The following is a 26,746-nucleotide window of genomic DNA, read 5'->3' as shown; positions in this document are numbered from 1 at the left end:
AAGAACAAGATGAGTGCGAGACTACAAAATAAGGTGGCGTTGATTAGCGGAGCCGGTACCGGTATCGGTGCGGCCACCGCGCAGTTGTTCGCCACCGAGGGCGCCCGGGTGATGTTGTGCGGCCGCCGCCGCGAGCCCATCGAGGCCATGGCAGCGCTGATTCGCGAGCAAGGTGGCGAGGCCGATTGGGTGCAGACCGATGTTACTGACGAGCAGGCCATCGAGCGTGCGGTCAGCCGCACCCTCGAGCGTTTCGGCCAACTCGATGTGATGGTCAACAACGCAGTCAATTACACCTGGGGGCCATTGGCTCAACTCAGTACCGAGGACTGGCACAAGAGTTTGCGCGGCAGTCTCGACGTGGCCTTCTTCGGCACCCGTGCGGCCTTTCGCGCGATGCAGGGCAGGGGCGGTTCCATCATCAACATGGGCTCGGTGGTCGGCCTGCTCGGCAGTCCCGGCCTGTCCGCCTACGGCGCAGCCAAGGCCGGTGTGGTTAATTTCAGCCGGGCCGCCGCCCTGGAGGGCGCACCGGACAACATCCGGGTAAATGTGGTGATCCCTGGTGTGGTGTGGAGCGAGGGCACCCGCGAGGCCATGCGCAGCGAGCAGATGATCGCCGGCACGGCACGCGCCGTGCCGCTGCGACGCATCGGTGAACCGGGAGAAGTGGCCAACGCCATTCTCTTCCTGGCATCGAACGAGTCGTCCTATATCACTGGGCAGCAGCTTGTGGTCGACGGCGGCAAGACGTGCGAATTGAACGTCGGCGCCAGCGATTACACCTCGCAGACCTCCAGCAAACTGAGACAGGAATAACACCATGCACAACCTATTGAATACTCCCGCAAGCCCGGTGTTGGTGACCGGCGGCGCCTCAGGCATTGGCGCAGCCTGCGCCGAAGCCCTCGCTGCAGTCGGACGGTCGGCGATCATCTGGGACCTTCAGCAAGACAAGGCACAGGCCGTCGCCGCGCGTCTTGCCGAGCAATACGGCGTGCCTTGCTTAGGCATCGGCATAGACCTGTGTGACGCCGCTGCCATCGCTCCCGCACTGGTTCGCACCCGCGCCGAGCTGGGTGCCCCGGGCGCCTTGGTGCACGCCGCCGGTGTGGTCGACCAGAGTGGACTCGAGCAACTCAGCGCCGAGCGCTGGGATGCCGTGTTGAACGTCAATCTGCGGGCCATGGCCCTGTTGGTGCAGGCCATGTTGCCGGATCTGCGCGCCAATCCGGGGGCTGCGGTGGTCGGTATCGCCTCGATCAACGCCACCTTGGGCAATGGCTTGATCCCCGCCTACAGCGCGTCGAAGGGCGGCATGTTGTCGTTGGTGCGTTCGCTGGCCGATGCCCTCGGCGCCGATGGTATCCGCGTCAATTCGGTGTCGCCAGGGCAGATCCTCACACCGATGGTCGCTCCGATTGCGGCGGCAAATCCGGGGATGTTCGAGCGGCGCATTCTGCTTGGTCGCCTTGGCCAGCCGGAGGAGTTGGGCCGGGTGGTGCGCTTCCTGCTATCGGAAGAAGCCAGCTATATCAATGCCGCCGAGATCCTGGTGGACGGCGGCAATATTTCTTCGCAACGCTGAGGTAGCCCACGATGAACGAACAGACAGTGCTCGAGCGCCTCGACCGCCTGGAATCGCTGGAGCAGATTCGCATGCTGCCGGCCAAGTACGCCCTGGCCCTGGACATGCGTGACCTGGATGCCTGGGTCGGGTTGTTCCCCGAAGACATCAAGGTTAGTCAGGATAAGGTCGGCCGAGCCGACCTCAAGGCCTGGATCGACGACACCCTGCGCCTGCAGTTCAGTACCACATCGCACCACATCGGCGGCCATATCATCGAATTCAAGGACCGCGACAATGCTAGTGGAGTGGTCTACTCCAAGAACGAACACGAGGCGGGGCCTGAGTGGGTGATCATGCAAATGCTCTACTGGGATGACTACCAGCGCATCGACGGTCAATGGTACTTCCGCCGCCGCCTGCCGTGCTACCTCTACGCCAGCGACCTGAACAAGCCGCCGATCGGCGAAAAGAAGATGCGCTGGCCGGGGCGGGAACCCTACGACGGCTCTTGGCATGAACTATGGCCGAGTTGGAAGACGTTCTGGCAGGCAAAGCCCGACGACAGCTTGCCGCAGATCGCCGAACCGGCACCGTTGGATCGATTCCTCGAAACGATGCGTCGTGGTAGCGCCGTGCCACGTGTGAGGGTGCGTTGATGAGGGCTGTAGAAAACAAGTTATTTGAGTCTGTCCAACTGGGCGAGCTGCGCTTGGCCAACCGCATTGTCATGGCGCCCATGACCCGCAGCCGCGCCGACGCCAACGGCGTTCCGGGCGAGCTGCACGCGGCCTACTACGGTCAACGGAGCGATGCCGGCCTGATCGTGGCCGAGGGCACCTACCCGAGCGAGGCCGGCAAGGGATATTGCCGTACACCAGGGATCGTCACGCCGGGCCAGATCGAGGCCTGGCGCCGGGTCACCGCGGCGCTGCAGCCGGGCGGTGCCAGCAGAGTATTGCAACTGATGCACGTAGGCCGGGTCGCCAGCCGCCACAACAAAGCTGAAGGTGCTGAAACCGTCGCCCCCTCGGAGATTGCGGCTCAGGGCAGCCTCTACAGCGACAGCCACGGCATTGTGCCGATGGAGTTACCGCGTGCGCTGCAGGCCGCGGAGATTGTCGAGGTAATCGAGGAATACCGCAACGCTGCGCTCAATGCCCGCGTGGCCGGCTTCGACGGCGTGGAGCTGCACTGCAGCAGCGGTTATCTGCCGATGCAGTTCCTGCTCGAATGCAGCAATCGGCGCCTGGACAACTACGGCGGTTCCCTGCAGCGGCGAATCCGCTTCACTGTGGAATGCCTGGAGGCCATGGCCGAAGCAATTGGTGCCGGACGGGTCGGCCTGCGCATTTGTCCCGGCAACCCCTACAACGATATGAACGATAGCTACCCGCTGGCGACCTATGGCGCCTTGCTCGCTGCTGTTGACCCGTTGGGGCTGGCTTATGTCCACGTCAGCCGCTCGCCAATGGCCGAGCTGGATGCCTTTGCCTTGGCTCGCCGCCACTTCGGCGGGGCCTTAATCCTCAATGACGGCTTCGACGGCCGCAGCGCGGCCAAGGCGTTGGACGACGGGCTCGGCGAGGCGGTGTCCTTCGCCCGGCACTTTATTGCCAACCCCGATCTTGTGACGCGCTTGCGCCAGCAAGCGGAGCTCAGCGAATTCGATCGAACCACCCTCTATACCCCGGGTGCTCGCGGTTACAGCGATTATCCGGCGCTGGCAGCTATTGGCTTGCAGGAGGTTCCGTCATGAATGGGGCAAACGGCAAGCCGCAGACCATTGCCGCCGCCCTGGCCTTAGCGGGCCGGGAACATGCCCAGCGTATCGCCATTGACGACCAGGGACTGCAGCTCAGTTACGCTGAACTCCAGCACTTGAGTCGCCTGGCCGGGCGGGCGCTGCTGGCGCTGGGACTGCAGCCGGGGGAACGGGTCGCCATCTGGGCGCCCAATAGCCATCAGTGGCTAGTCGCAGCCCTCGGCGGTCTGTTCGCCGGGGCGATCCTAGTGCCGCTCAGCACCCGTCTGAAGGGCGACGAGGCCGCCGATATCCTCGGGCGCAGCGGTGCGCGGCTGTTGTTCTGTGTCGGCGAGTTCCTCGGCAGTTACTACCCCGATCTGTTGCGTGACCAGGCGCTGCCGCAACTGGCACGTACCGTAGTGCTGGAAGGAGGGCGCGAGGACGACAACGACTGGGTGGATTTCCTCGCACTCGCTGCGCAGGTACCCGACGAGGTGTTGCAACAGCGCATTGATATCCAGGACGGCGACAGCCCTTGCGACTTGATGTTCACCTCGGGCACTACCGGTTACCCCAAGGGCGTGCTCTGCGCCCAGGGCCAGAACCTGCGACTGTTCGACAGTTGGGGCGAGATTGTCGATCTACGCGCCGGCGACCGCTACTTGATCGTCAGTCCGTTCTTCCACAGCTTCGGCTTCAAGGCTGGCTGGCTCGCCGCGTTGATCCGTGGGGCGACCATCCTGCCCCAGGCGACCTTCGACGCCGAGGCTGTGTTGCAGCGGGTCGAGCGCGACCGGGTGACGTTCCTGCCCGGGCCACCGGCGCTCTATGGCGCCATGCTGGAGCACCCACGGCGCAGCGATTTCGACCTGTCTTCGTTGCGCGTCGCAGTCACCGGTGCAGCCTCGGTGCCGCCAGTATTGGTTCAACGGATGCGTGACGAACTGGGTTTCGCCAGCGTGATCACTGCCTATGGTCTCACCGAATGCTGCGGCTTGGCCACGGTCTGCCGGCCGGGGGACGATGTGCAGACCATTGCCCAGAGCTGTGGCCGCCCGCTGGAAGGTATCGAACTGCGTTGTGTGGATGCTCAGGGCCGGCCGCTGCCACCGGGGCAGCCGGGTGAGGTGTTGATCCGCGGCTACAACCTAATGCAAGGCTACTTCGACGACCCCCAAGCCACCGCCGAGGCTATCGATGCACAAGGTTGGTTGCACACCGGGGACGTCGGTGTGCTAGACGAGCGCGGATACCTGCGCATCACTGATCGGCTCAAGGACATGTTCATCGTCGGCGGCTTCAACTGCTACCCGGCGGAGCTGGAGCGCCTGCTCATGGAACACGAGGCGATCGCCCAGGTTGCGGTGATCGGCATTGCCGACGACAGGCTGGGTGAGGTGGGGCAAGCCCATGTTGTGTTACGCCCGGGCGCCGCGCTAGAGGCCGAGGCGCTGACCGCTTGGTGTCGCCAGCGCATGGCCAACTACAAAGTCCCGCGCAGCGTGAAGTTCGTCGTCGAACTGCCCCTCAATGCTGCGGGCAAAGTGGTCAAGAGCATCCTGCGAACGCAGGCAGGTTGAGGCCATTGTTGCGGAGAACGTCCATGCCAATCTGCAAAGACCGTGTGCCGTTGTCGGTATTACCGTGGCGCAAACAGCCATCCTGGAGAGTCGTCGAGGTCCTCCCCGAGCTGATTGGACTGGTCTACGAAGGCGTCGCCGAAGTCCGGCCTTGGTTCGCCCTGGTCGAGCGTCTGCGCTCGCTGTTTGCTGCGCGCAATGTGACGGTCACGCTGCACCACTGGCAAGATCGGATTGGCGACGTGCATGTCATGTCGCTGGACGAGCACGACAACACGGACTGGCAGCTCGCTGAACGCATCTACCGAGAGCGCTTCGCTCATATAGAACTGTTGCGGCCCGAGACGATGTCCCCGGGACAACTGCGGGAGTTCGGTCCGGGGGATGTCGAGCCGGCTTGCGCCGAATTCTTCACCGTGCTGGGCATCGGTCAATGCCTGCGCATCTGCTTCGCCGAATCTGGCGGGATGCGTTGCTGGGTGGATGTGCTGCTTGGGGACGGCACCCCCAAGCGCGGTTTCTGCGCTGAAGAGCGGCATCTATTTTTGAGTCTCTTGCCGCATTTGACGCGTGCCCTCGGTCTATATGCCCGAATGCAGCGCCAAGAGGCGCACAGGCTGGTGTACGAAGGCAACCTCGACCACCTGCAGCAAGGCTGTCTACTGCTCAACGGCGAGTCGCGGGTGATCACGGCCAATCGGGCGGTCAAAGCGATGCTCGCCCGGCATGCGGGCATCGAGCTTACAAAGGGGAGGGTGCAGATCAGGGATCGCAGCCTGCAGCAGCTGCTCGAGCAGGCCATTGCCAGGGCCGTGGAGCAGCGCCATGCACCTGGCCCTGCGGAGCCGGGCAAACTGCTGCGCGTGCCGGGGCAGGCCGGTGTATTGTTCGGTATGTCGGTTGCACCGGCGCCCCTGCTGCGCTATTTCCAGGGGTGCCAGGCGCCGAGCGTAATCCTCAACCTGGTCGAACTGTCCGAGGTGACCACCGCGCCGCAGTCCTCGAGTTACCCGCCGGAGCTGATCGCCCAGCTGTTCGCCCTGACTCGTCAAGAAGCACGCTTGGCCTCCTGCTTGGCTGACGGCCAAAGCATCAGCGAGGCTGCGGCGCAGATGGGCATCGCTGTCACTGCAGCGCGCAATTACACCAAGAATATCTACGCCAAACTGGGTATCAAGGGCCAGACGGACCTGGTGCGCATGCTGTGCAAGAGCAGCGTTCTGCTGCGCCGATAACCCCCCCCCCCCGCCCAATTGTTTGATGGCGCAGTACCAACTGGTACTGGAGCGCTTTCTCCCTCCTCCATAGCATCGGGATGACTGATCAGTCGGTCGCTGCAACTTCGCGGCAGCCCTGGCCGGACCGTTGAACCCGAGGTTAATGACGAGGAGTCGGCAGTGAGCGTGAATGTGAAGAGGCAGGCAGCTGGACAAGTGCCAGTATTTCCGGCGGCACAGGCCTACGAGGCGGGGGTGGTGCCGATTCGATTCAGTGGCTGGCCGCTGTCTACGCCGCAGCCGGCATACGGCTCGCTGGATCGGGACATCGAAGCAGATGTGCTGGTCGTGGGTGCGGGCCTGGCCGGCGCGTCGCTGACCCTGCACCTGGCCGAGCGCGGTGTCGATGTGGTGCTGCTCGAAGCCGACCAGCCAGCCAGCGGCGCCTCCGGGCGCAATGCCGGCCACGTGCAGCCTTATCTGGGTTCGCTGGAGGCGCTACGCGACCTGCCCGACCAAGGGCGTGGTTTCACCGATTTTTTCATTGCCAACCGCGATATCGTCTTCGAACTCAGTCGCAAGTATGACCTGGCAGCCGACGCCGTACGCTGCGGCATGGTCGAGGCGGCCGTTCGCGAGCACGCTGCACTGAGGCGCAAGGCGCACCAGTGGCAGGCACTGGGTTATGACGTGGATATCGTCGATGCCGAGCGTCTGCACGCGCTGCTCGGCACCGACGCCTACCGTTACGGTATCCACTGGCGCGAAGGCGGCCGGGTCAATCCCTACCTGTTCACCCAGGGCCTGGTCAGCGCTGCCGTCGGCCTGGGGGCTCGGGTGCATGGCAATTCCTGCGTACTCAGTTGCGAACGCGAAGGCGTGCAGTGGCGAGCGCGCACGGCCACCGGCAGCGTGCGTGCAGCGCGTGTGGTGCTGTGCACCAACGGCCATGCCGGCAATCCCTTTTTCCCCGAGCTTGCGCGTACTCAATTCCCCCTGCTGGCCTGCGGTTTGGCAACCCGTCCGCTACCGGCCGAGGTGTTGGCGCAAATCAATCCGGCGCGTGTCGCATTGATGCAGTACCCCGCCGGACTCTACCCGCTGGTTATCGACGGTCGCGGCCGACTGATCACCGCGACCATCCCGGGACGCGGTCGGGCGCAGGACGCGCTGGGTCACTTCGACTATTTCCTGCGCTACCTGCGGCGCACCTTCCCGGCGCTGGGCAAAGTTCCGATCGAGCTGGAGTCCTACTGGACCGGTATGACGGCGAATTCCTCGACCGTCTACGAGGCGGCCTACCCGCAGTTTTACCAGGCCGCCGAGGGCGTGCTGGCACTGCTCAACCTGGGCTCCTGGGGCAATGTCATGGGCCCATTATTGGGAATGCACCTAGCCCAGGTGCTCGCCGACGACCGCCTCGACAAGCTCCTGCTGCCACTCCAGAAGCCGCGTGCGGTGCACTGCGCGGGGCTGTTCGAAACCAAGATTCGCCGTGTGCTGATCCCTGCAGCCAGGCTGGCCGATCGCCTTGGTCTGGTCTGAGTGCACATAACAACCGTTTTTTCACAACAACAATAATCGAGAGGAACGCATGAGAATTTTGTTACTAGGCTGCGGCAACGTCGGCTCGGATGTCGCCCGTCAATTGGTTGCTCGTCACCCTGAACTGGACTGTGTGGTTGGCGATCTCAACCAGGCCGCCGCCGAGAAACTCGCCGCGAAGTTGGGTCCACGCGTACGCGCCGTCAAGGCCGATGTGCTCGACCCTGCCTGCTTGGACACGCTGCTCGACGGCATGGACTTGGTGTTCAACGCTGTCGGCCCCTTCTACCGCAGTGCTGTGCCGGTGATCGAAGCGGCCTTGCGCGCACGCGTCGACTACATCGACATCAACGACGATCACGATGTGGCCGAGACCCTGTTCCTGGACCCATCGTGGCAACAACGCGCCCTCGATGCGGGCATTCGCTTGATTATCGGTTGTGGTTCCACTCCGGGCCTGACCAACGTAATGGCGCGCATGCTGGTCGACCGCCTCGACACGGCTGAAGAGATTCACCTGGCCACCGCCGTGCCTTTCATCCCGGACTTGCTGTCGCCGGCTGTGATCGATCACATGATGCACATCACCTGCGGCGAGGTGCAGCAGTTCGTCGATGGCGAGTACCGCAAGATGCCGGGCTGGGGCGGTCGCCTCGAGGTGCCTTACGCGGCCCCGTTCAAGGCTTACCCATCGTTCTTCATCGGTCACGGCGAGACCGTCACCCTGCCGCATTGCATTGCAGGCCTGAAGCAGGTGACCAACCGCTTGGCGTTCTTTCCGGAAGCAGGCTCACGAATCTGGCAATCGATGATCGACCTCGGCCTTGGCCGCACCGAGACAATCGACGCGCTGGGGTTGTCGCCGTTGAAGTTCCTGACCCATCACCTTTCCAGCATCGCAGGGCGCGAGAGCATGGCCATTGACCTGTCCTCAGAGCCCTGGGCGGTTGCCTCGCGTGTCGAAGTGCGCGGCCTACGCGGTGGCGTCGAGGTATGCAGCGTGCTCGAACACCACCTGCCACTACCACTTGAACAGAGTGAGGACAGTACGGCCGATCCGACCCCTATATGCGCCCGCCTGGTCATTGAGGCCTGGATGGATGGGCAGGTGCGCGGCCAAGGGCTGTTGGCGCCGGAGCAATGCTTGGAGCCGGAGCCTTACGTACGAGCCTTCGCCCGTGAGAGCGGGGCGCAGTTCATTGCCAGCGAGACTCAGTTGCAGAACGACCTGTTCGCCTGACACCGACCGATCACTACGAGGCTGAGCCACGTTCCCAGCCTCAAGCCAAGAGTTGAAAACACCATGCATATCGCATTGAGTCGCACCTTGCCCCTGGCCGCCGCTCTGTTGCTGGCAGCCCAAGGCACCTGGGGCAAACCGAGCGAGGCCGAGATTGCCAAGCTCGGCAATGAACTGACCTGTATTGGCGCCGAGAAGGCAGGCAACACCGATGGCTCTATCCCCGCCTTCAACGGTGCCTGGCTAGGGACCCCGCCGGGAATTCAGTTCGCCGGGGTGGGCACGCGTCATGTCGACGCCTATGCCGCTGAGAAGCCGCTGTTCACGATCACGGCGCAGAACATGGAGGAGCATGCCGCACGCTTGTCCGATGGGCAAAAAGCGTTGCTGCGCAAGTACCCGCAGACCTTCGCTATCCCTGTGTATCCCAGCCACAGGGACTTCCGCTTCGAAGATTTCCGCTGCGAGTTGGCCCTCAAGAACGCCAGGGTTGCCGAACTGGAAGACGGCAACATGGGCGTGCAAGCACTCAAAGGCGCCATTCCTTTCCCGCTGCCGAAAACGGGCGACGAGTTGTTGCGCAACATGCTGCTGCCGGCCTACGTCCATGAGGAGGACGCGGTCTATGACCAGGCTGTGGTTTACCCAGATGGCAGGACTGCCTGGGGGCGCATGCGCATGGAAATTCTCGACCAGACCAGCGGCCCCACCGACATCGGCAAACCGACCACTGGCATGTTCGCTTACTCGCTGACCACCATCCTCAAGCCCGACCGGCAGAAGGGCGAGGTGATGCTGGCCTACACGTATTTCAACGAGGCGAAGAACCCGCAGACCGCCTGGCTGTACAATCCGGGCACACGTCGGGTACGCCAATCGCCTGGTTTCGGTTTTGACATGCCACTGGGTGTTGGCGGCTTTCGTACCATCGACGACGACCGCCTGTTCAACGGCTCGCCCGAGCGCTATGACTGGAAGCTGGTCGGTAAACGCGAGTTGTACATCCCCTACAACGGCTATCGCCTTGAGGCTGAAGGCGTCAAGTACGCCAACCTGCTCAAGGTCGGTAGCATCGACCCCAGTGTGATGCGCTACGAGCCGCACCGTGTCTGGGTGCTGGAGGCCACCCTGAAACCGGGCTACCGCCACCAGTACGCCAAGCGCGTGCTGTACATCGATGAAGACACCTGGATGGCTGTGATGGCGGACAACTACGACGCTCATGGCGAGTTGTGGCGCACCAACTTCATCAACACCTTCTATGCCTATGGCGCCAAGCTGTTCCACACAGGCGTCACGGTCTACCACGACCTGGTTTCCGGGGCCTACCTGGCCGACCGCCTGACCAATGAGATCGACCCGCCGAAGCTCAATGGCAACCGCCTGCAACCCTTCATGTACACCACCGACATGCTGCGCCAGGTAGGGCGCTAGGTGCGACGACAGGCTTAGTCAGATCTCCCCAATCCATTTCACCTGAGCGATTCCGGGTCGGCGACTGCCGCCCGGACCATTGTTGCGCGGCCTGTATTCGCCCGGAGGGGGCATGCAAGCCACCGTATAGGAATCATTCGATGAGCCCGAGCAAAAACAACAAGTACACCGGGATGAACCATCAGGCGCGTGCAGCGAGTAGCCTGTCCTTGGGCCTGCTGGCACTGGCGCTTGCCGGTCCGACCTGTGCTGGTGAGTTCCAACTGGGTGAGGAGGTAAGTGCCAACTACCTGCTAACCCTCGGCTATGGCGCCGCGATGCGTACCGAGAGCCAGTCCAGTGAACTGATCAATGGCCCAATCGATCCGGCAAGTGGCCTGCCAAACACGGTCAACAGCGATGACGGCGACCGTAACTTCGATCCGGGCAGCCTGATCAACAACCGCCTGTCGCTGCTGGGTGAGATTGACCTCCATTACCGCAATTACGGCGCCTTTTTGCGCGCCTCGAGTTTCTACGATGATGTCTGGCAGCACCGCAACGACAACAACTCACCCGATACGGTGAACAAGACCGGTCCGGCGAACGAATTCACACGCGGTGCGCGTGACGCGGCTGGCAGCCGCAGCCGTTTGCTCGATGCCTACCTGTACGGCAGCTTCCAGACTGCCGAACAGTCCATGCTCAATTTGCGCCTGGGTCGCCAGGTGGTGCAATGGGGCGAGAGCCTGTTCTTCCCCAACATCGCCGGTGCCCAGTCACCTGCCGATGCCACCAAAGCCAACGTGCCGGGCATCGAGGTCAAGGATATCCTGCTGCCGGTCGGGCAGATGTTTGCGCAGTGGCAACTGAGCCCGGCATTTGGCGTAAGCGCCTACTACCAGTACGAGTACAAACCGACCGAACTGGATCCGGTCGGTGGCTATTTCTCCACTGCGGACATGATCGGGCCGGGTGCCGAGTTCCTCTATCTGGCGCCGGGCTTCACGCTTCCCAAGGGGCCGACCGACAGGCCGCGCGACAGCGGTCAGTGGGGACTGAGCATGCGCATGGCGGTGGGCAATGAGACCGAGATGAGCCTCTATCGTCTGCGCTATCACGACAAGAACCCCAACGTTCGGGTGAACTTCCAAGATGACCTCCCGAATGACTATCAGGTGATCTACTTCGACGATATTGATCTGACAGGGATCAGCTTCTCTACCCGCATGGGCGATTTCAACGTGGCCGGCGAGATCAGCTACAAGGATGGCGTGCCAGTGTTGGTCGACACTCCAGTCGGTGCGTCCGCGACCCGTGCCAATGCCACCCAGGCGCAGCTTTCCAGTCTGTATATCCTCGGCCCCCGCTGGTTCTCGGACCAGACCACCTTCGTCGGCGAGGTCGCCTACTTGCGGGTCAACAAGGTCGATGACTTCGCCTTCGCCGGTGAGACCTTCGACGAGCTCAGCGCCGATAGAGGAGCCTGGGCCTACCAGCTCAGTGCGACGCCGTCCTGGAATAACGTGATCGATGGCTGGGATCTGAGCATGCCAATGTCCTACGCCGAGCAAGTGAATGGCACGACTGCGGTTGCAGGGGCTTTTGGCGGACTAGTCGGCGAGGGTGACAGCCGTGCTAGCGCAGGGTTGACCTTCAAGTACCTCAACAATCTGGAACTGGGCATGAGCTACAACGCCTTCCTCGGTGGCGCCGACCTGGCCAAGCGTCCGCTGGCCGATCGCGACTATCTGGCATTCAGTGCCAAGTACAGTTTGTGAGTGGCTGGGGGAGTATTTATGAATTTGCAGTCGTTCGCGTTCTCTTTCCAGGTAGCCGCTGATTATACAGGGAGCTTGCTATGAAGATTCTTCTTGGACTAAGCGCGTCAATGCTGGTGGCACTGGGAGGGGTGCTGGCCTTCTCCCCTCGCAGCATGCCGCCACTGCGCGCAAGCGAAGTGCCGGTCGATCGTATGCAGCTCAACGCTGTGCGCGAAACCTCCGCCGGCCTGGTAGTGGCCGGCGAGTTGGGGTTGATCCGTTTATCAAGCGACCAGGGTCGCAGCTGGAGTGCGGCTAATGTTGCATCGCCGCGCCAGGCACTTATCACCCGCGTGGTGTTCGCTGACGCCAACCAGGGGCTGGCCCTCGGACACGAGGGTTGGATCCTGCGCAGCAGCGACGGCGGGCGCAATTGGGAGGAGACTGCGTTCACCGAGAACGGCGGCGCGCCGCTGCTCGATGCAGCGCGCCTGCCTCGCGGCGACTGGCTGGTGGTGGGCGCCTTCGGTCGTGTGTTGCGCTCGAGTGATGATGGGGGCAGTTGGTACGACGACGTGATCTCAGGGCTGACTGATTTGCACCTCAACGGCATCGCCGGTTCAGTGGACGGTCAGCGCTGGCTGATCGTCGGCGAGGGCGGCAAGGTGCTGCGCTCGCGTAACGCGGGCGTAAAGTGGGAAGCGCTGCCGTCCTTCTACGAGGGATCGTTTTATGGCGCGCTCAGTCTCGGCGCTGATCGTTGGCTGGTTTATGGCATGCGTGGCCATGTGTTCCGCAGTGACGATGGTGGCGAGCACTGGTCGCCGGTGTCTTTACCATCGACGGTGTCTCTGCATGCGGGCCGCGTCACGCCCGATGGCACTGTGTTACTCGCCGGTGAGAGCGGCGTGCTACTGGCCAGTAACGATGCAGGCAGGAGTTTTCGCGTGTTGCGCCAGGTTGGTCAGGAAATCCTAACCGACTTGGCGGTTCCTGCTTCCGGCCCCTGGCTGCTGGCTGGTGACGCTGGACTGCGCCGTTTCGATCCGCCCACTCAGCTCCCTGGCTCTACCGAGGACGTCCGCCGATGACCGCTGCAACTTCCGTGACCCGCCTTGAGGCACTGGTCGCCCGACTCGCCTGCTGGCTGATCGCCCGGCGCATGCCGCTGGGCCTGCTGTTTCTTTTGTTGACCCTGGGCCTGAGCGTGTCCGCGCTCGGTACCCGCCTCGACCCGGGCTTCAACAAGCTGATACCTCAGAGTCATCCTTACATGGCCGCCTTCAAGGAGCACGGCGATACCTTCTCCGGGGCCAACCGTATCCTCGTCAGCGTGCACTGGAAGGGCGAGGGCGACCTATACAATCCGCAATTTCTTGAGGTTTTGCGTAAGGTCACCGACGCGGTGTTCTTTACCCCGGGAGTGAACCGCAGCCGGGTACGTTCGCTGTTCACGCCCAACGTGCGCTACATAGAGGTCACCGAGGCCGGTTTCATCGGCGATGTGGTGATTCCCTCACATTTTGTAGCCGATGCCGCCGGACTGGCGCAGATTCGCTCCAACATGGCCAAGTCCGGTGAGATCGGTCAGTTGGTGGCCAACGACCTGCGCTCTTCCATGGTTCAGGCCGATTTGCTGGAGGTCGACCCGCAGACCGGCCAGAAGCTCGATTACGCGGCGGTGGCGCGTGCCCTGGAGGCGATTCGCGCCAGTTATAGCAGTGAGCTGATTGATATCCAGATCGTCGGTTTCGCCAATATTATGGGTGAGGTCATGGATGGCCTGCTCGGAGTGATCGCCTTCTTCGCCGTCACCCTGGGAATTACCGCTTTGCTGCTTTGGCTCTATTGTCGTTCGGTCAAACTCACGGTACTGGCTATCGGCGTGGCGCTACTTCCCGTCATCTGGCTGCTAGGTCTGTTGCCACTTTGCGGCTATGGCATTGATCCGATGTCGGTGCTAGTGCCTTTCATGATTTTCTCCATCGGTGTTTCCCATGCGGTGCAGATGACTAACGCGTGGAAGCAGGATGTGCTTGCCGGGGCCGACGCGCGGGCCGCGGCAGAGGGTGCCATTCGTAAACTGGCGGTGCCAGGCACCGTGGCGTTGTTGGCCAATGCTTTGGGCTTCATGGTGATCATGCTTATCGACATCCCCATCGTCCAGGAACTGGGCGTCACTGCCTGTCTCGGCGTAGCGCTGATGATTGTCACCAACAAAATGTTGCTTCCAATCATCCTCTCCCACTTGCAGCTTGAGTCGAGCGCGCGTCGTTCCGTAGCTGACGGAGGCCACGCGCCTTTGTGGTGGGCGCTATCTTCATTGGCCCGACCCGGTCCGGGTTTGTATAGCCTGGCACTGATGCTGGTGCTGCTGGTCGCAGGCACCTTGCAGGCGCGTTTCTTGCTGATCGGCGATATTGGTACCGGCGCGCCTGAGCTACGAGCCGACTCGCGTTACAACCGCGACAACGCGGCCATCGTTTCCAGCTATTCGATCAGCATGGATGTGCTCTCGGTCTACGCGGAAAATACCGGTGAGGAGGAGGCTTGCCTGGACTGGCGGTTGATGAACGCCGTAGAGCGCTTCGACCTGTACATGAGGGGTGTCGCCGGAGTGCAGTCGGTCAGCAGTGTGGCCGGTGGCATCAAGCTGTACACCGCCGCCAACAACGAGGCCAATCCACGCTGGGCCGCGCTGCAGCGCTCACCTGCGGCACTGCGCATCGGTGGCGGTGCGGCCAATCCGGAGCTGGGGCTCAACAGTGAGAACTGCCGCGTGCTTAACCTGCTTGTGTACCTCGATGACCACCAGGGTTCGACCTTGCACCATGTGACTCGCGAGGTGGAGAAGTTCATTGCCGCCGAGCACACTGCCGGCATCCGTTTCCGCCTCGGCGGGGGCAATGCCGGGGTAGCCGCAGCCACCAATGAAGCAGTCGAGAAGGCCGAAGTGGAGATGCTCGCCGCGCTGTTCGCCACCATCGGACTGCTCTGCTGGCTGACATTCCGCTCTTGGCGTGGAGTACTTTGCGTGGTTGTGCCACTGATGCTGGTGACTATCCTTTGTAACGCGCTGATGGCTCTGCTTGGTATCGGACTGAAAGTCGCGACGCTGCCGGTGATCGCACTAGGTGTGGGCGTCGGAGTGGACTACGGGGTGTACCTCTATGAACACATGCAGCACGAGATTCGTCATGGCCAGGCTCTGCGCGAGGCGTTCTACCAAGCCATGCGCCAACGCGGAACCGCTGCGGTATTCACCGCCCTGACCATGTCCATCGGCGTCGGCACTTGGGCTTTTTCCGCGCTCAAGTTCCAGGCCGATATGGGCGTGCTGCTGGCCTTCATGTTCTTGGTCAACGTGCTTGGCGCGATCTTCCTGCTACCTGTTCTGGCTGCCTGGCTGGGCGTGGGTGCTGCGCCTCGGCGGCCGGGCTCCGTGGCTAGCGTTGCCAAGCGTAGTCTCAATGACCCCGATGAACAGCTCGGTTGGGAGATTCAATAAGGTGCGTATTCAAAAGACAGGCTCGGTGCTGGATATCGACGCTGAAGCGACGAGTTTTCCGGGGCAGGTGATTGGCACCAGGACTTCCCGAAGCCAGCGCGAGGGCTGGGCCATTGTCCTTGGATTGGCCGTAGTGTTGTGCATCATATTCGGCACCACCCTCAACTCGATCAGCGTGTTCACCCTGCCGATCACCAGTGCATTTCAATGCTCCAACGAGCAAGCATCCCGTGTGGCTACCGCCTTCATGTTCACCATGACACTGGCGATGCCCTTGGCGGGTTGGCTGCTTGATCGAGTCTCGCCGCGCCCTGTCATGACCGTCGGAGCTCTTATCGCTGCACTGGGGTACTTGCTCGCCAGCCAGAGCGCTGACATCGACCAGCTCACCTTTGCCATAGCCGTAAGTGGCATTGGCGTAGGAACGTCGACCTATGTTCCGGCCATTACAATCGCCACGCGCTGGATCGCATTTGACCGGCAGGGGCTGGCCTTCGGCATCCTGCTTGCCGGATCTTCCACCGGCGCGGTCATCTTCCCCATGCTACTTACCGACATCATTGCTGTCATCGGTTGGCGAAACACGATGCAGGTGGTCGCCGGTATAATTGGGCTGCTGTGCATTCCAATACTGTTGTGGGCCGCGCGAACACCAGAGAGCCAGTCGATTGCGAACCATCAGCTGGCCACTCAGCTCGAAGGCCATGGTATTTGCCAGGCAATGCGTATGCCGCGTTATTGGTTGTGGATTGCCATGCAACTGCTCCTTTTACTGAGCAGCATTGGCGTCTTCATTGCCCTCGTTCCCTATCTTGTATCTACGGGTTATTCGGCAGAACATGCTGCTGCGTTTCTCGCCGGCACCGCCGTGGCGGCACTGATAGGTAATTTTGCGTTCGGCATGTTGAGTGACCGCTGGGGGGCAAAGGCTATCTTGCTCATCGGTACCGTCTTCGGTGTCGCGGGCATTTTTTTCCTGTTGGCGGCGAGTGATCCCGTGTTAGGGGTGGGAGCAATCACGCTCTTTTCTCTGATCTGGGGTAGCACCTTCAATCTTGTCAACCAATTCGCTCCCTTACTGCTGGTGGAGGCAGTGGGGCAGCGCAATTTCGGTAGCCTTCTCGGCATCGGCAATCTGATCGCGGGCATGGGCTCGGCGTTCAGTCCGACAGCTGTCGGCTATCTTGTCGACGTCACCCATACCTATACCGTAGCCCTGCTTCTATGCGCTGCCCTGGCTGTCGCAGCGTTGATACCTATTGCCTTACAGCGCAGCACCAGTTCTTGATCGCTAGCTGCAATGCCGGCATATGCCATCAAGCGTCTCCTGCAATGGCTCGATCTGTTCTTGGAGCACTTTAATTTCCCGCTCCCACCCGGTTTTCTTGTTCTCCAGTTCCTTCAGCAATTTGGCGTTGTTGGATTTGGTGGCTTGAGTGTTTTCAATCATGAGGTAGTTCTCCAAAAAATAATGAGGTGAGATGAATCGGCGGCGAGCCAAGCCTTACGGGCCAAACACCTCCCGCCAGATCGCTGGACAGCGGCAGGGTCGTTTATAGAAAAACAGGTGTGTGTTCCCCCTGTTCCCCAACATCTCTATAAGGGGGAACGCCCCGAAGCCCCGGAAACATTGGCTGTTCCCACTGTTCCCCGTGTTCCCCACAAAACTAGGTTCCTGTGAAGTCGGCCATGGGTGTTGAGGGGTCATACATGTGCGGCCTCCAGGTCCATGGCTTCGGTATCGACGACATACAGACGCGCCGACCCGCCACCGGGCAGGCGATATTTTTTGGTCTTGCGACTGTCTCGGTCGGTGTCGCGCTTGGCGAACGCACCTACCCCATCCAGCGCCTTGACCACACGACTGAGGCCGTAGCCGTTGGCCGCTTCGACCAGCGCCGACTTGTTGAACAGGTACAGGCGTTTGCCCAGGGATACTTCCCAATACCCGGCGCGGTTGAACACCTTGCTGTCAGGTGTGTGGTCATCCACATCGGAGAAGCGGCTGCTGCCGTGCTTGTCGATGAAGTCGAGGATGCCGGCGAGGATCTGGCGGTCTTCGGCATTGCCGCTGCCGACCCGCGACAGCCACTCGCCATACAGCAACTGGCAGTCGCTCAGGGCACTGCCCGGTGCCCAAGGCAACAGGCCGTAGGCGATGGCCATTTCCCCGGCCAAGGCAATTACGGCGAAGCGGTCGGCCACACGACCAGCCTGTGCGTTGTCCTCGACAAACTTGCCGCGCACGTTGGCGAAGTTTTCCAACAAGCCGGGGCGGTCGTCGCTGGCGAGCAGTTGCTCGACGAACGCAGAGCCCAAATGACCATGGTGGGCACTCACAGCCACGGTGAGCAGGCGGTGAAAGTCGGCACCCTCTAGGCCATGCAGCTCATCGAAGGCGCGATGGGCACGAGTGCCTGCGTTCACGTCGACCATGCGCAATTCAGCGCCGGCGTGGGCAGCATTACCGGAAATGGCGGCGTGCTCGGAAAGGGAGCGTTCACCACTGGACAGGGTGAGCAGGCGCCAGCTCAATTTGGCCCGACCTTCACGCTCGCGGGTCATGGTGCCTTTGCCCTGACCATTGGCCAGTGAGTAGGCCATCTCCTGCACACGCTTTGGATCGGCGCGCTTGATTTCGTCCAGCGGTAACAGGGTGTCATTGCGCCCGGCCGCCTCGATCTCCAAGCCACCTTTGGTCATGTCCCAACTGGCGGCGAATATGCCGGGGTCACCCCACACCGAGGAGCCAATCAACTGCGCCAACGACTTGCCGCTGGAGCTGTCGCCCACCAGGTGTACGCCGCCACCAAGCACGCCAACCAGACTCAGCAGTGGTCCGGCCAGTGCGCAGCCAATCGCTAACGTCAGCACCGGATTGCCCGCGCACTTGGCGGCGACTTCGCGTTGCCAGAGCGCCAGCTCGCCACGCACGCTGAACAGGTTCTGGCCTTTGCCGCTGGCCTGATAACGCACCTTGTCGCTGCCGAGGGTGCGCCCCGGCAAGACAAAGGCGCCGGACTCATGCCAGCCCGGGCGGCTGGTGGTGGCGAACACTTCTTCGGGGCGTTGCTCCAGCAGGTACTCCATAAAGGCAGCGCGCTTTTTCAGTGCGATGATGACGCCCATGCCGAACAACTGGCGGCGGGCATCCTCGCCACTGCCGCCGAACACTTCCATGGGAATGATCCATTCCTTGATGCCGCTGTCGGTGCACAGGCGCAGCAGGCGTCCCTCGCTGCCGTCGTCGCTGTTGGTGGTTCGCGCGGTGACGGTCACCGGGCTGGCGATCCATTCATCAATGATCGGGCGGTCGTTGGTGTCGTTGTCGGCATCGTCCTCATCTTGGCCCGCTGCGCGTTTGAAACCGTGGCGGTACACCCCCGGGCGTAACTTACGGCCCTTCTCATTGGTCACCCAGTGCTCGTACACAGCCCAGCAAGGGCGCTCAGGTGCAATGGTCGGCGCATCAGGCCGAAGGCTGATGACGTTGCTGTCAGGCAGGGACATGGGCGCGTTTCCAATTGGCGAGGTCGTTGAAGTCGGTGAGGTCGGTGGGGGCGTCCTCTGGCCACTCTGGGAATGCGATTTGGCCACCCACTAGCGCGGCGGCGGCATTGGCGGCGGTGCGTCCGGGGTTACCGTCACTGAGCCGGTCGTCGTCGCCGGCGATAAGGATGGGCTGCTCTGGGTAGCGAGTGCGTAGCGCCAGAGCGACCGGCTTGAGGTTGCCGCTGTTCATGGCGCAGGCCACGGCGTAGCCGTGCTGATGCAATGTGGCGCCCGTGGCCCAACCCTCGCAGATGCACAGCGGTTGGCCCGGGACGATGACGCCCAAGGGCGAATAGCTGCCCTTTATCCGCCCGCCCGCCAGGAAGCGTTTGCTGCCGTCGCTGGCAATGCGCTGCAGGTTGACCAACTCGCCCGTCACATACAGCGGCACCAGCAAGGCGTCACCACTCTGGCGCAGGCCATGCGGACGGACGCCTTTGGCGATGAGGTAGGGGTGGGCGGAATCAGCGCGGCGCGCATCACGCCACCAACGCTGAGCACGGATCGCTGCCTTGAGCTGGCGCTGTTGTTGCTCGGCTTCGCGTTGGCGCTTGGCTTGTTCGATACGCTGACGTACTTCGATTGCTTCGCGATGATCGACCGGTTCACGAGAGCACCAGGTGCGCGTCCCGCCATCCTTCCAACTGCCAAAAGCGCCCGACGCAATGCCGTCTAGGTACAAGACATACCAGCCGTTTTCGCTGCTCTGCCTGTCGCCGGGAACGTGGAAGCGATGAATCACACCGCTCGGCTCCGGCAACCAATCGAGTGGGCCATAAACGGACTGAAGTGCGTCACGAAAGAGGACTGGCACGGCCTTGTGATGGGTGACACAAGACCGTCCGGTGACATTCTTCAAGCAAGCCGAGGGCGTCACTGCCGATTGGCAGTGTTGAAAATTCGTCATTAATTAGCCCCTCAGTTCAGGGAGGCAGCGAAACATCTGCTGGCTGGCTTCACCGCGCACACAGGCATGCCCGAACAACGCTTTGTTGGTGAAGTAGCAATCCGTAAACCGGCGGTCATGATCCGAGACAGACCCGATTTCTTGTTCTTTCACCCGATACGGCAACTCACCGCGGCAGCGCATTTCGTTGAGCATCGTCCACCAGCGGGAAGCGTGACTGCGCTCAATTTCAATGAGGTCAATCAGCGTGCGGCGTTGTTCAGTGTTCAGTTCGACGATGGGTGTCTCAGAGATGCAGTTGAGGGTATTCAAAGCGATATCTCCATGACATCCAAATGACCGCGCAAGCGCTTGGATTGCCCGTCCAAATAGTGCGCCCAATCATTGCCCAGGAACTGGCCCAAACCGGTCAGTTTTTCGAGGTCGCGACCCTTGTTGTGTTTGGCGTCGGCACGAATGGCCGTCATCAGGGCGGTCAGCCAGCCGATGTGATCGTGGGTGGCGTCAATCAGGTTGAGCGCTTCATCGGTAATTTGGCGGAGGTTATTCATTTGCTTACCTCCACCCGCCAGATACCGAGAGTGCGAAGAACTTCAAGGCCTGCCATTTTGGTAGCCGCTGGCAAAGTGATCTGACCTAGCAAGACTCCAGAGTTGTCGCTTAATTGGATTGTGATAGGCTTTGTCTGTTGCATGGTTGCCTCCAATGACACCTGTGACGGTTGAGCCAGTGTTCGAAGCACTGGCTCAACACTTCTTATCTCTAGGTTGCCCAAATGATTGCGGTACCCCGGAATATCGAATTGAAATCTTCCGTGTTTTCCCCCCAATGGCGGGACCGCGTTCACCGAGCGCCCTCCATTGCTGCGCGCTCGATAAAAGTCTTGAGCTCCGTCATGAGGATCAAGCGGCGGCGTCCCAGCTTGAAGCTGCCAATTTCTCCGCGGGCGATAATTTCATACAGAGCAGAACGAGCTACACCGATCGATCTGGCAGCGTCATCAATTCCAAGAGCAAGGGATGTGATCTGTTGCGTTTGTGCCATGTGGATAAAATTCCCAGTTGTGGAAAAGACTCGTCCGGACGATACTGGACGGTGTAGACATCCTATTTGTAAGTAACATAGCCTGCAAGCATATTTTTTGTAGACATTCATGGAGAGAAAAATGGCAAACCGTTCAAAAAAGGTCGTGCTATCAGCAAGAATTGACCCATACCTCAAGGCGGCGCTGGAGCTACTGGCGGCTTCGAGAAGCGAAAAAATCGTGAAGCTGTTGGAGAGCTTCATTGAAAACGGCTTGTACGACATAGAAGTGACTGCGCCTGTTGTGCTCAATAGAGCAAACCAAGGACACGAAAAAGTCAGCTTCATGAATTTATTCACTGCGATTTGGTCTGAAGACGAAGTTTTATATAAAGTTCGAGCAGGAGTTCTAGGGCCGCAATATGCTGGCGAAACAATATGGCGCCAAGCGTTGGTAGCTAGTGTTGAGGATTGCTTTAAAGGTGCAGATGACTTATATGGCGACCTGAATGGCCTCACGAAAAAATTGGGGTTTTCAATTTCAGGCTGCTACAAGTTGAATATGGATCTTATTAGAGAGGAATGGCCAATAATTGAAAGTTACGTGGCTTTCGTTGAGAATAATAAACCGTTTGAGCCTAGCTATACCGATTATAAAAAGATGCTTGCGAACTCCAAGGCTAAATAAGTTCTACTGCCGCTGCCTTACTTTCCGGGGCCATATGTGCATAGCGTAGAGTCATCTTAATATCCGAGTGCCCTAGTAGATCGCGTACTGTGTTTAGCGGTACGCCGGCCATTACAAGCCTTGACGCAAAGTCGTGGCGCATGTCGTGCCAACGGAAACTACCAATCTTGGCCCGCTCAAGTAGTTTTAGCCAAGCGCTTTTGACGTCTTCCATTCGTCCTCCAGCTTGGCTGGCAAATACGTAGCCGATCCCGTCAACTTGCTTCTTCCACTCTTCAAGAGTGCTAAGCGCTTCCTTGTTTATGGGTATGTGTCGGGTTTCACTGGTTTTCGCCGTCGCTCCTGCAATGGTGATTGTTTTCGTGTCGAAGTTGACATCAGTCCATTTGAGGTCGAACAATTCGCCGCGACGAACGCCAGTGTTTAGGGAAATGAGGATCATTGGTTTGAGGTGATCGGTGAATGCTACGGCGCGCAGATCCTGCAGCGGCTCTCTGTCACGTTCAAACCTCCATTTGTTTGCGCTGTCTCGCTCCACGCGCATTTGCTCCTGACGGGCATCCATGGCTCTCCTGAGGTTGGCCGATTCGCTCGGCAACAAATAGCGGACCTGGCCTTTTGAGTCGACCTTAAGTTGCTTTAGCCTGTTCAGTGGGTGATCGCTGATGAAGCCCCATTCTACTGCGCGACTGAATACCCCGCTTATCGAGCCAATTTTCCGGTTCGCGGTTGCCGGCTTATTCCCGCTGCTGAGCCAAGCGGTTCTCACCAACTCCAAATCGCGGCCAGTGATCTCATTAAGGCGTCGCGGCATGATCGAAGCGAAGTTGTTATCTAGAGTGTGCAGCGTTTTTTCATACCCTCTGTGGTGAGCCTTGAACCACGGTAGATAGGAGTCGTCGAGAAACTCTCTAAGAGAAGGAGTGTTCGTGTTTCGGCGTTTCTGTGTAACCGCAAGGGGTTCGCCGTGTTCGTGCGCGTCTGCCAGATAGCGTGCGGCCTCTGTCCTGGCTTGGGCCAGCGTTAAGGTGCCAACACGACCAAGGGAGCGTTCCCGGTTGCGCGCCCAAGAAACCATATATGCCATATGTCCGCTGGGCTGCACCCTGATGAACAGCCCGGGCTGGTCCGTATCGAAGACACGATAGTGCTTCTCCTGGGGGATCAGACTATTGATCAATTTCTGTGTGATTTTCGCTTTCATGTCCATACCAGCAGAGTACCAGCAGAAAGCACAGTACCAGCCAGTTTCGCCATACACAACCAGACAGTAAGTATCTGTAATAGCTGGATTTAGTAAGTGCTCACCGAGCTTTATTTGACCCTCCTAAGGGGAAGGTTGGCAGTTCGAACCTGCCCTGGGACACCATATAATTCAAGCGCTTACCTATTTTGGTGTTCTGCCTTTGTTTTTCTGGCTATCACTGGATTTCATCCATTGCGATCGCAGGTGCGAGTGAAGTGCCAAGAGTTTCTTGGTGTTCCTCAGTCGCCATTAGGGCTTTGCGGGTCAGCAGCCACAGTAAACATTGACCTCACCTGTTTAAAGACAGCGTTTGTGAATCGCCGCAACAATCCTGTGAGCCAGACATAAAAAATCCGGAACCTGGTTAGGAGGCTCCGGATTTTTCTGCTGATCAAGGATTCGTCAAGCGTCCATAACTGAACAGCTTTGATGAAATTGTCAGGGTCGTTTAGAACCTTGGTTCGATGAGGGGGCTATTCGCCCCCCCCCCCACGCTCAAAGTATGAAGTCCGAAGTCGAGAGGCTCGTGACGCCGGTGATCTGAATGGCGAACTCGGCGGTGTTGTCCGCATCCGTGTTGCCGTAGAGCACGCCATTCGCAACCTTCAATTGCCCGGCAGCAGTAAAGGCGGTCGTGCTACCGATGATCGCGAGAAAGGCGTCATTGCCACTCGTGGCGGTGTTGGCATCCAGCGTCGACAGGTCAATCTTGTCGCTACCCCGCGCGAAGTCGCTGATGACATCCCAAGTGGAGCTGATCGTCCCCGTTTCCAACAACGAATTGAAGTCGAAAATATCGCTGCCAGCGCCGCCGATGAGGGTGTCCTTGCCTAGTCCGCCCGTTAACACGTTGGCTGCCGCATCGCCTTTCAGCGTATCGGCGTAGCTGGATCCGGTGAGATTTTCGATGGAGAGGAGGCGATCGACACCTGCACCGAGGGTATTCTGGGAGGCAGTCGTAATGCTCAGGTCGACTTTGACCCCGGAAGCTGCCCCCTCGTAGGTAGCCGTGTCCACGCCGCTACCCCCGTTTATGGTGTCATTGCCGGCCGCACCACGCAGGGTGTCATTACCAAGTCCACCACTGATTGTGTCGTCACCGTTGCCTCCATCGAGGCTGTTGTTATAGGCATTGCCCACCAGGCGATCGTTCGCGTAACCGCCAATAACGTTTTCGATATTGAGAATTCGATCATCCTCGTAACGGGATGCCTGGACACGCTGATCGCCCGTGAGGTTGAGATCGACGTTGAGCGTCAATCCCTCTGCTGCGTAGGACAGGGTATCGATGCCCTCACCGCCGTCCAGAAAGTCGTCGCCAAGGCTGCTGATCAGCAAGTCATTACCGGTGCCGCCCGATAACACGTCTGCTCCCAGGCCGCCATTCAGCGTATCGTTACCGACGCCGCCCTTGAGGATGTCATTGTTGTCGCCACCATCGAGCTTGTCGTCGCCGATGCCGCCCTCCAGTGTGTCATCACCATTGCCACCGAACAAACTATCGTTACCGCTGCCACCCACAAGCAGGTCGTAACTATCGCCCCCCTCCAGGATGTCAGCGCCGCCTTCGCCGAACAGGCGATCGTGGGACGAGGAGCCAACGAGACGGTTGTTGCCAAGGCCGCCGAACAAATCGCTACTGCCGGTGGCGAACTGATTTGTGTTGGTCGTGCTCGTATTGAGGAGCAGGTTGGTCGTTGTCAGGTCGGCGACCGAAACTCCCGTGAGCGTCAACTCAGCCGAGTAGCCGCCGTACCAATTTGTGATGACGTCGCCACCTTTGTCGTCCACCGCCTCAACCAAGCGCTTGAGGCTTTCGATATCACTGATCCCGAAACTGCGGACATCGAGCTTGTCCTGCTCCGCGAGACTAAAATCGATGACTCGGGTCGAGTCGTAGTAATTGCTCGCCCGCTGAGCGATGAATGTGTCGCTACCAGCCCCGCCGATGAGCCGATCGCTCCCGGTGCCACCGTTCAGGATATCGTTGCCACTACCGCCTTCGAGCACATCTCCATCGGCACCACCGCTTAGGGTATCGTTGCCGGAACCACCGACCAAAAGGTCATTCCCATCCATGCCGAAGAGGGTGTCATTGCCGCTTTCGCCAAAAAGGCGGTCGCTGGACGAGGAACCTGTAAGCCTGTCATTACCCAACCCTCCGAACAAGTCGCTCCTTGAGGTTGCGGTCAGCGTATCGTCTTTGACGGTCGTATTGAGAAGCACATTGGACGAGTCCAACTCCCCGATTCCGGTGGCCCAAAGATTGTTCAGTTTGGTCGTCGAATAATAACCGTTAGTATTGATTGTAAATAAAAGCTTGTCATCGTAATTGACTTCAAACAGGCGATTAAGCGTCTCGATATCTGAGATACCGACCAGACGAAGATCCAGTCGATCTGCGGACACGTCAAAATCCGTGATGGTTTGCCCTATATAACTGGCTCCACGATTTATGACGAAAGTATCTGCCCCTGCGTCGCCTGTAAGGATGCTATTACTACTAGTGCCCGCGTCCAGGATATCGTTGCCGTTGCCGCCATTCAGGGCGTCCGACCCAGTGCCACCATAGATCGTATCGTTACCATCATTGCCATAAATGGTATCGTCACCCGTTCCGCCATAAATAACTTCGGCGATGTTGGCGCCATAAATTATATCGTAGCCGGTGGTTCCATAGATGGTGGACCCGGTTACCGTCTTTCCATTTACTGTTGCCATTTAGACTCTCCTGTCGTTACTGCTAAAAAAGTGGCTTTTGCCACAGGCTAAACTCCAAGCAGTAACTCGAGGCGCAACCCATCCTCGTACATACTCATGTCAAACTCTTGCTTGGTTTAAAAAAACGGTGCGCATACTATTATCAATCCTGCTCCAGTTGCGTAGTTACAATCCAAAGCCGACATTGGCGACTAGCCAAGTTCGATCAATAGTTGACTAATAGATGTATCTACGAAACCAAGGGGATTCACTACAGCCGTTCACAGATGACTGATGGCAGGTTGGGGGCGTAAGTCGACTCGACTTCCACATTGGCTTTGGAAAAAAATGCCCCCGTACGTGGGTGCCGTGGGGGCTTTTTGACGCCATTCCACTACGCCTGACTACCCTGACCTCATTGTTCAGAATGGATCAGCAGTCATTTTTGGCTATTACTCCTCATGCAGTCCCTATGCCGGGATAATATCAAAACGATATCACTGAGAGCATGGACTCTGTCAAGTAGATTACACAGGGGGGATAGGAAGCGTTCAGCATCGCTGATGCGCAAATCGATCAACCTTCTGGCCACACGAAATACTCCATAATTCTTGAACTCCACTCCTTCCTTGGAGGTTCACCACCGAATTCGAGCATGTGCAACGCATTGAGGTACGCATTCACGGGTGAGCCCGATTCTTATGTTCTTGGGTGCGGGCCGAAGTTTTCAGGTGAAGACAGCCCCCTTTGCTCTATCAGAGGACTAAGTCCGAAGTCGCCAGACGGGTAACCCCGATGAGCTGAATAGCGAACTCGGCGTTGCCGTCAGCATCCGTATTGCCATCTAACGCGTTCACCTTTTCAGCGTGAGCGTTGGGGCAAGCTCTCAAGGGAATGCCATGGCTGGCCGATAACCCGGACAGTTACGAGCTTCTTCGTCTCTGACGGTCCAGTGCATGTGCTGATTGGCGATGAGAAGCTGTTTGATGGCTAAGGGCTACCAGTTATCATCTGCGCGCCAAATCAAGGGCTGCGAAGCTGAGTCCGTCC

Annotated in this window: 22 protein-coding genes; 14 read left to right on the top strand and 8 right to left on the bottom strand. The window is 59.6% G+C overall.

What is annotated here, in order from left to right:
• The first annotated feature begins 9 nt into the window (after positions 1-9).
• The 13 genes from CD175_RS12160 to CD175_RS12100 all read left to right on the top strand — a co-directional run bounded on the left by CD175_RS12160 (position 10) and on the right by CD175_RS12100 (position 16,868).
• Positions 10-819, top strand: a complete 810-nt coding sequence (locus CD175_RS12160) for an SDR family NAD(P)-dependent oxidoreductase (protein ID WP_104449101.1) — start codon at positions 10-12, stop codon at positions 817-819.
• Between the two features lie 4 nt (positions 820-823).
• The gene (locus CD175_RS12155; RefSeq protein WP_104449100.1) at positions 824-1,588 is read left to right on the top strand and encodes an SDR family NAD(P)-dependent oxidoreductase; all 765 of its coding nucleotides are present in this window, start codon (positions 824-826) and stop codon (positions 1,586-1,588) included.
• An 11-nt stretch (positions 1,589-1,599) separates the two neighbouring features.
• A complete protein-coding gene (locus CD175_RS12150) occupies positions 1,600-2,226 on the top strand; it encodes a nuclear transport factor 2 family protein (RefSeq protein ID WP_104449099.1) in 627 nt (208 codons plus the stop codon).
• The gene (locus tag CD175_RS12145) at positions 2,226-3,326 is read left to right on the top strand and encodes an alkene reductase (RefSeq protein WP_104449098.1); all 1,101 of its coding nucleotides are present in this window, start codon (positions 2,226-2,228) and stop codon (positions 3,324-3,326) included. The genes CD175_RS12150 and CD175_RS12145 overlap by 1 nt, the downstream gene beginning before the upstream one ends.
• Positions 3,323-4,894, top strand: coding sequence for a FadD3 family acyl-CoA ligase (locus CD175_RS12140; RefSeq protein WP_104449097.1), 1,572 nt, complete (start codon positions 3,323-3,325; stop codon positions 4,892-4,894). The genes CD175_RS12145 and CD175_RS12140 overlap by 4 nt, the downstream gene beginning before the upstream one ends.
• A gap of 23 nt (positions 4,895-4,917) precedes the next feature.
• Complete coding sequence (locus CD175_RS12135) at positions 4,918-6,129, top strand: helix-turn-helix transcriptional regulator (protein WP_104449096.1); 1,212 nt, start codon at positions 4,918-4,920, stop codon at positions 6,127-6,129.
• 198 nt (positions 6,130-6,327) lie between these two features.
• A complete protein-coding gene (locus tag CD175_RS12130; protein WP_104449095.1) occupies positions 6,328-7,656 on the top strand; it encodes an NAD(P)/FAD-dependent oxidoreductase in 1,329 nt (442 codons plus the stop codon).
• 49 nt (positions 7,657-7,705) lie between these two features.
• Entirely contained in the window at positions 7,706-8,896 is a 1,191-nt protein-coding gene (locus CD175_RS12125) for a saccharopine dehydrogenase family protein (protein ID WP_104449094.1), read from the top strand.
• A 63-nt stretch (positions 8,897-8,959) separates the two neighbouring features.
• Positions 8,960-10,330, top strand: a complete 1,371-nt coding sequence (locus tag CD175_RS12120; RefSeq protein WP_104449093.1) for a DUF1329 domain-containing protein — start codon at positions 8,960-8,962, stop codon at positions 10,328-10,330.
• 140 nt (positions 10,331-10,470) lie between these two features.
• Positions 10,471-12,090 carry a DUF1302 domain-containing protein gene (locus CD175_RS12115; RefSeq protein ID WP_104449092.1) on the top strand — a complete coding sequence of 540 codons (1,620 nt, stop codon included), beginning with the start codon at positions 10,471-10,473 and terminating at the stop codon, positions 12,088-12,090.
• 80 nt (positions 12,091-12,170) lie between these two features.
• The gene (locus CD175_RS12110) at positions 12,171-13,163 is read left to right on the top strand and encodes a WD40/YVTN/BNR-like repeat-containing protein (protein WP_104449091.1); all 993 of its coding nucleotides are present in this window, start codon (positions 12,171-12,173) and stop codon (positions 13,161-13,163) included.
• Positions 13,160-15,580 (top strand): efflux RND transporter permease subunit, encoded by a 2,421-nt coding sequence (locus CD175_RS12105; RefSeq protein WP_104449090.1) that lies wholly within the window; start codon positions 13,160-13,162, stop codon positions 15,578-15,580. Before CD175_RS12110 ends, CD175_RS12105 begins: the two co-directional genes overlap by 4 nt.
• The gene (locus CD175_RS12100; RefSeq protein ID WP_205886332.1) at positions 15,543-16,868 is read left to right on the top strand and encodes an MFS transporter; all 1,326 of its coding nucleotides are present in this window, start codon (positions 15,543-15,545) and stop codon (positions 16,866-16,868) included. The genes CD175_RS12105 and CD175_RS12100 overlap by 38 nt, the downstream gene beginning before the upstream one ends.
• A gap of 3 nt (positions 16,869-16,871) precedes the next feature.
• Here CD175_RS12100 and CD175_RS31235 read toward each other — a convergent pair whose 3' ends face one another.
• From CD175_RS31235 to CD175_RS12075, 6 genes are all read right to left on the bottom strand, one after another.
• Positions 16,872-17,030, bottom strand: coding sequence for a hypothetical protein (locus CD175_RS31235; protein WP_158255662.1), 159 nt, complete (start codon positions 17,028-17,030; stop codon positions 16,872-16,874).
• A gap of 254 nt (positions 17,031-17,284) precedes the next feature.
• A complete protein-coding gene (locus tag CD175_RS12095; protein ID WP_104449089.1) occupies positions 17,285-19,090 on the bottom strand; it encodes a DUF927 domain-containing protein in 1,806 nt (601 codons plus the stop codon).
• Positions 19,077-19,874 (bottom strand): toprim domain-containing protein, encoded by a 798-nt coding sequence (locus CD175_RS12090; RefSeq protein ID WP_240628972.1) that lies wholly within the window; start codon positions 19,872-19,874, stop codon positions 19,077-19,079. Before CD175_RS12090 ends, CD175_RS12095 begins: the two co-directional genes overlap by 14 nt.
• A gap of 168 nt (positions 19,875-20,042) precedes the next feature.
• Positions 20,043-20,351 (bottom strand): hypothetical protein, encoded by a 309-nt coding sequence (locus CD175_RS12085; RefSeq protein WP_104449087.1) that lies wholly within the window; start codon positions 20,349-20,351, stop codon positions 20,043-20,045.
• Positions 20,348-20,590 carry a hypothetical protein gene (locus tag CD175_RS12080; RefSeq protein WP_104449086.1) on the bottom strand — a complete coding sequence of 81 codons (243 nt, stop codon included), beginning with the start codon at positions 20,588-20,590 and terminating at the stop codon, positions 20,348-20,350. The genes CD175_RS12085 and CD175_RS12080 overlap by 4 nt, the downstream gene beginning before the upstream one ends.
• Positions 20,591-20,882: 292 nt before the next feature.
• On the bottom strand, positions 20,883-21,083 hold the full coding sequence (locus CD175_RS12075; RefSeq protein ID WP_104449085.1) for a helix-turn-helix domain-containing protein: 201 nt from the start codon (positions 21,081-21,083) through the stop codon (positions 20,883-20,885).
• Between the two features lie 121 nt (positions 21,084-21,204).
• Between CD175_RS12075 and CD175_RS12070 the strand changes: the two genes are divergently transcribed.
• Positions 21,205-21,750, top strand: coding sequence for a hypothetical protein (locus CD175_RS12070; protein WP_104449084.1), 546 nt, complete (start codon positions 21,205-21,207; stop codon positions 21,748-21,750).
• Here CD175_RS12070 and CD175_RS12065 read toward each other — a convergent pair.
• On the bottom strand, positions 21,743-22,954 hold the full coding sequence (locus tag CD175_RS12065; RefSeq protein WP_104449430.1) for a site-specific integrase: 1,212 nt from the start codon (positions 22,952-22,954) through the stop codon (positions 21,743-21,745). The genes CD175_RS12070 and CD175_RS12065 overlap by 8 nt on opposite strands.
• Before the next feature lie 537 nt (positions 22,955-23,491).
• The gene (locus tag CD175_RS31895) at positions 23,492-25,717 is read right to left on the bottom strand and encodes a calcium-binding protein (RefSeq protein WP_104449083.1); all 2,226 of its coding nucleotides are present in this window, start codon (positions 25,715-25,717) and stop codon (positions 23,492-23,494) included.
• Positions 25,718-26,746: the final 1,029 nt, after the last annotated feature.

The sequence above is a fragment of the Pseudomonas laurylsulfatiphila genome, from assembly GCF_002934665.1.
In the GTDB taxonomy this organism is placed as follows: domain Bacteria; phylum Pseudomonadota; class Gammaproteobacteria; order Pseudomonadales; family Pseudomonadaceae; genus Aquipseudomonas; species Aquipseudomonas laurylsulfatiphila.
The sequence above is the reverse complement of the archived record's forward strand: the minus strand, read 5'-3'. Positions and strand labels throughout refer to the sequence as shown.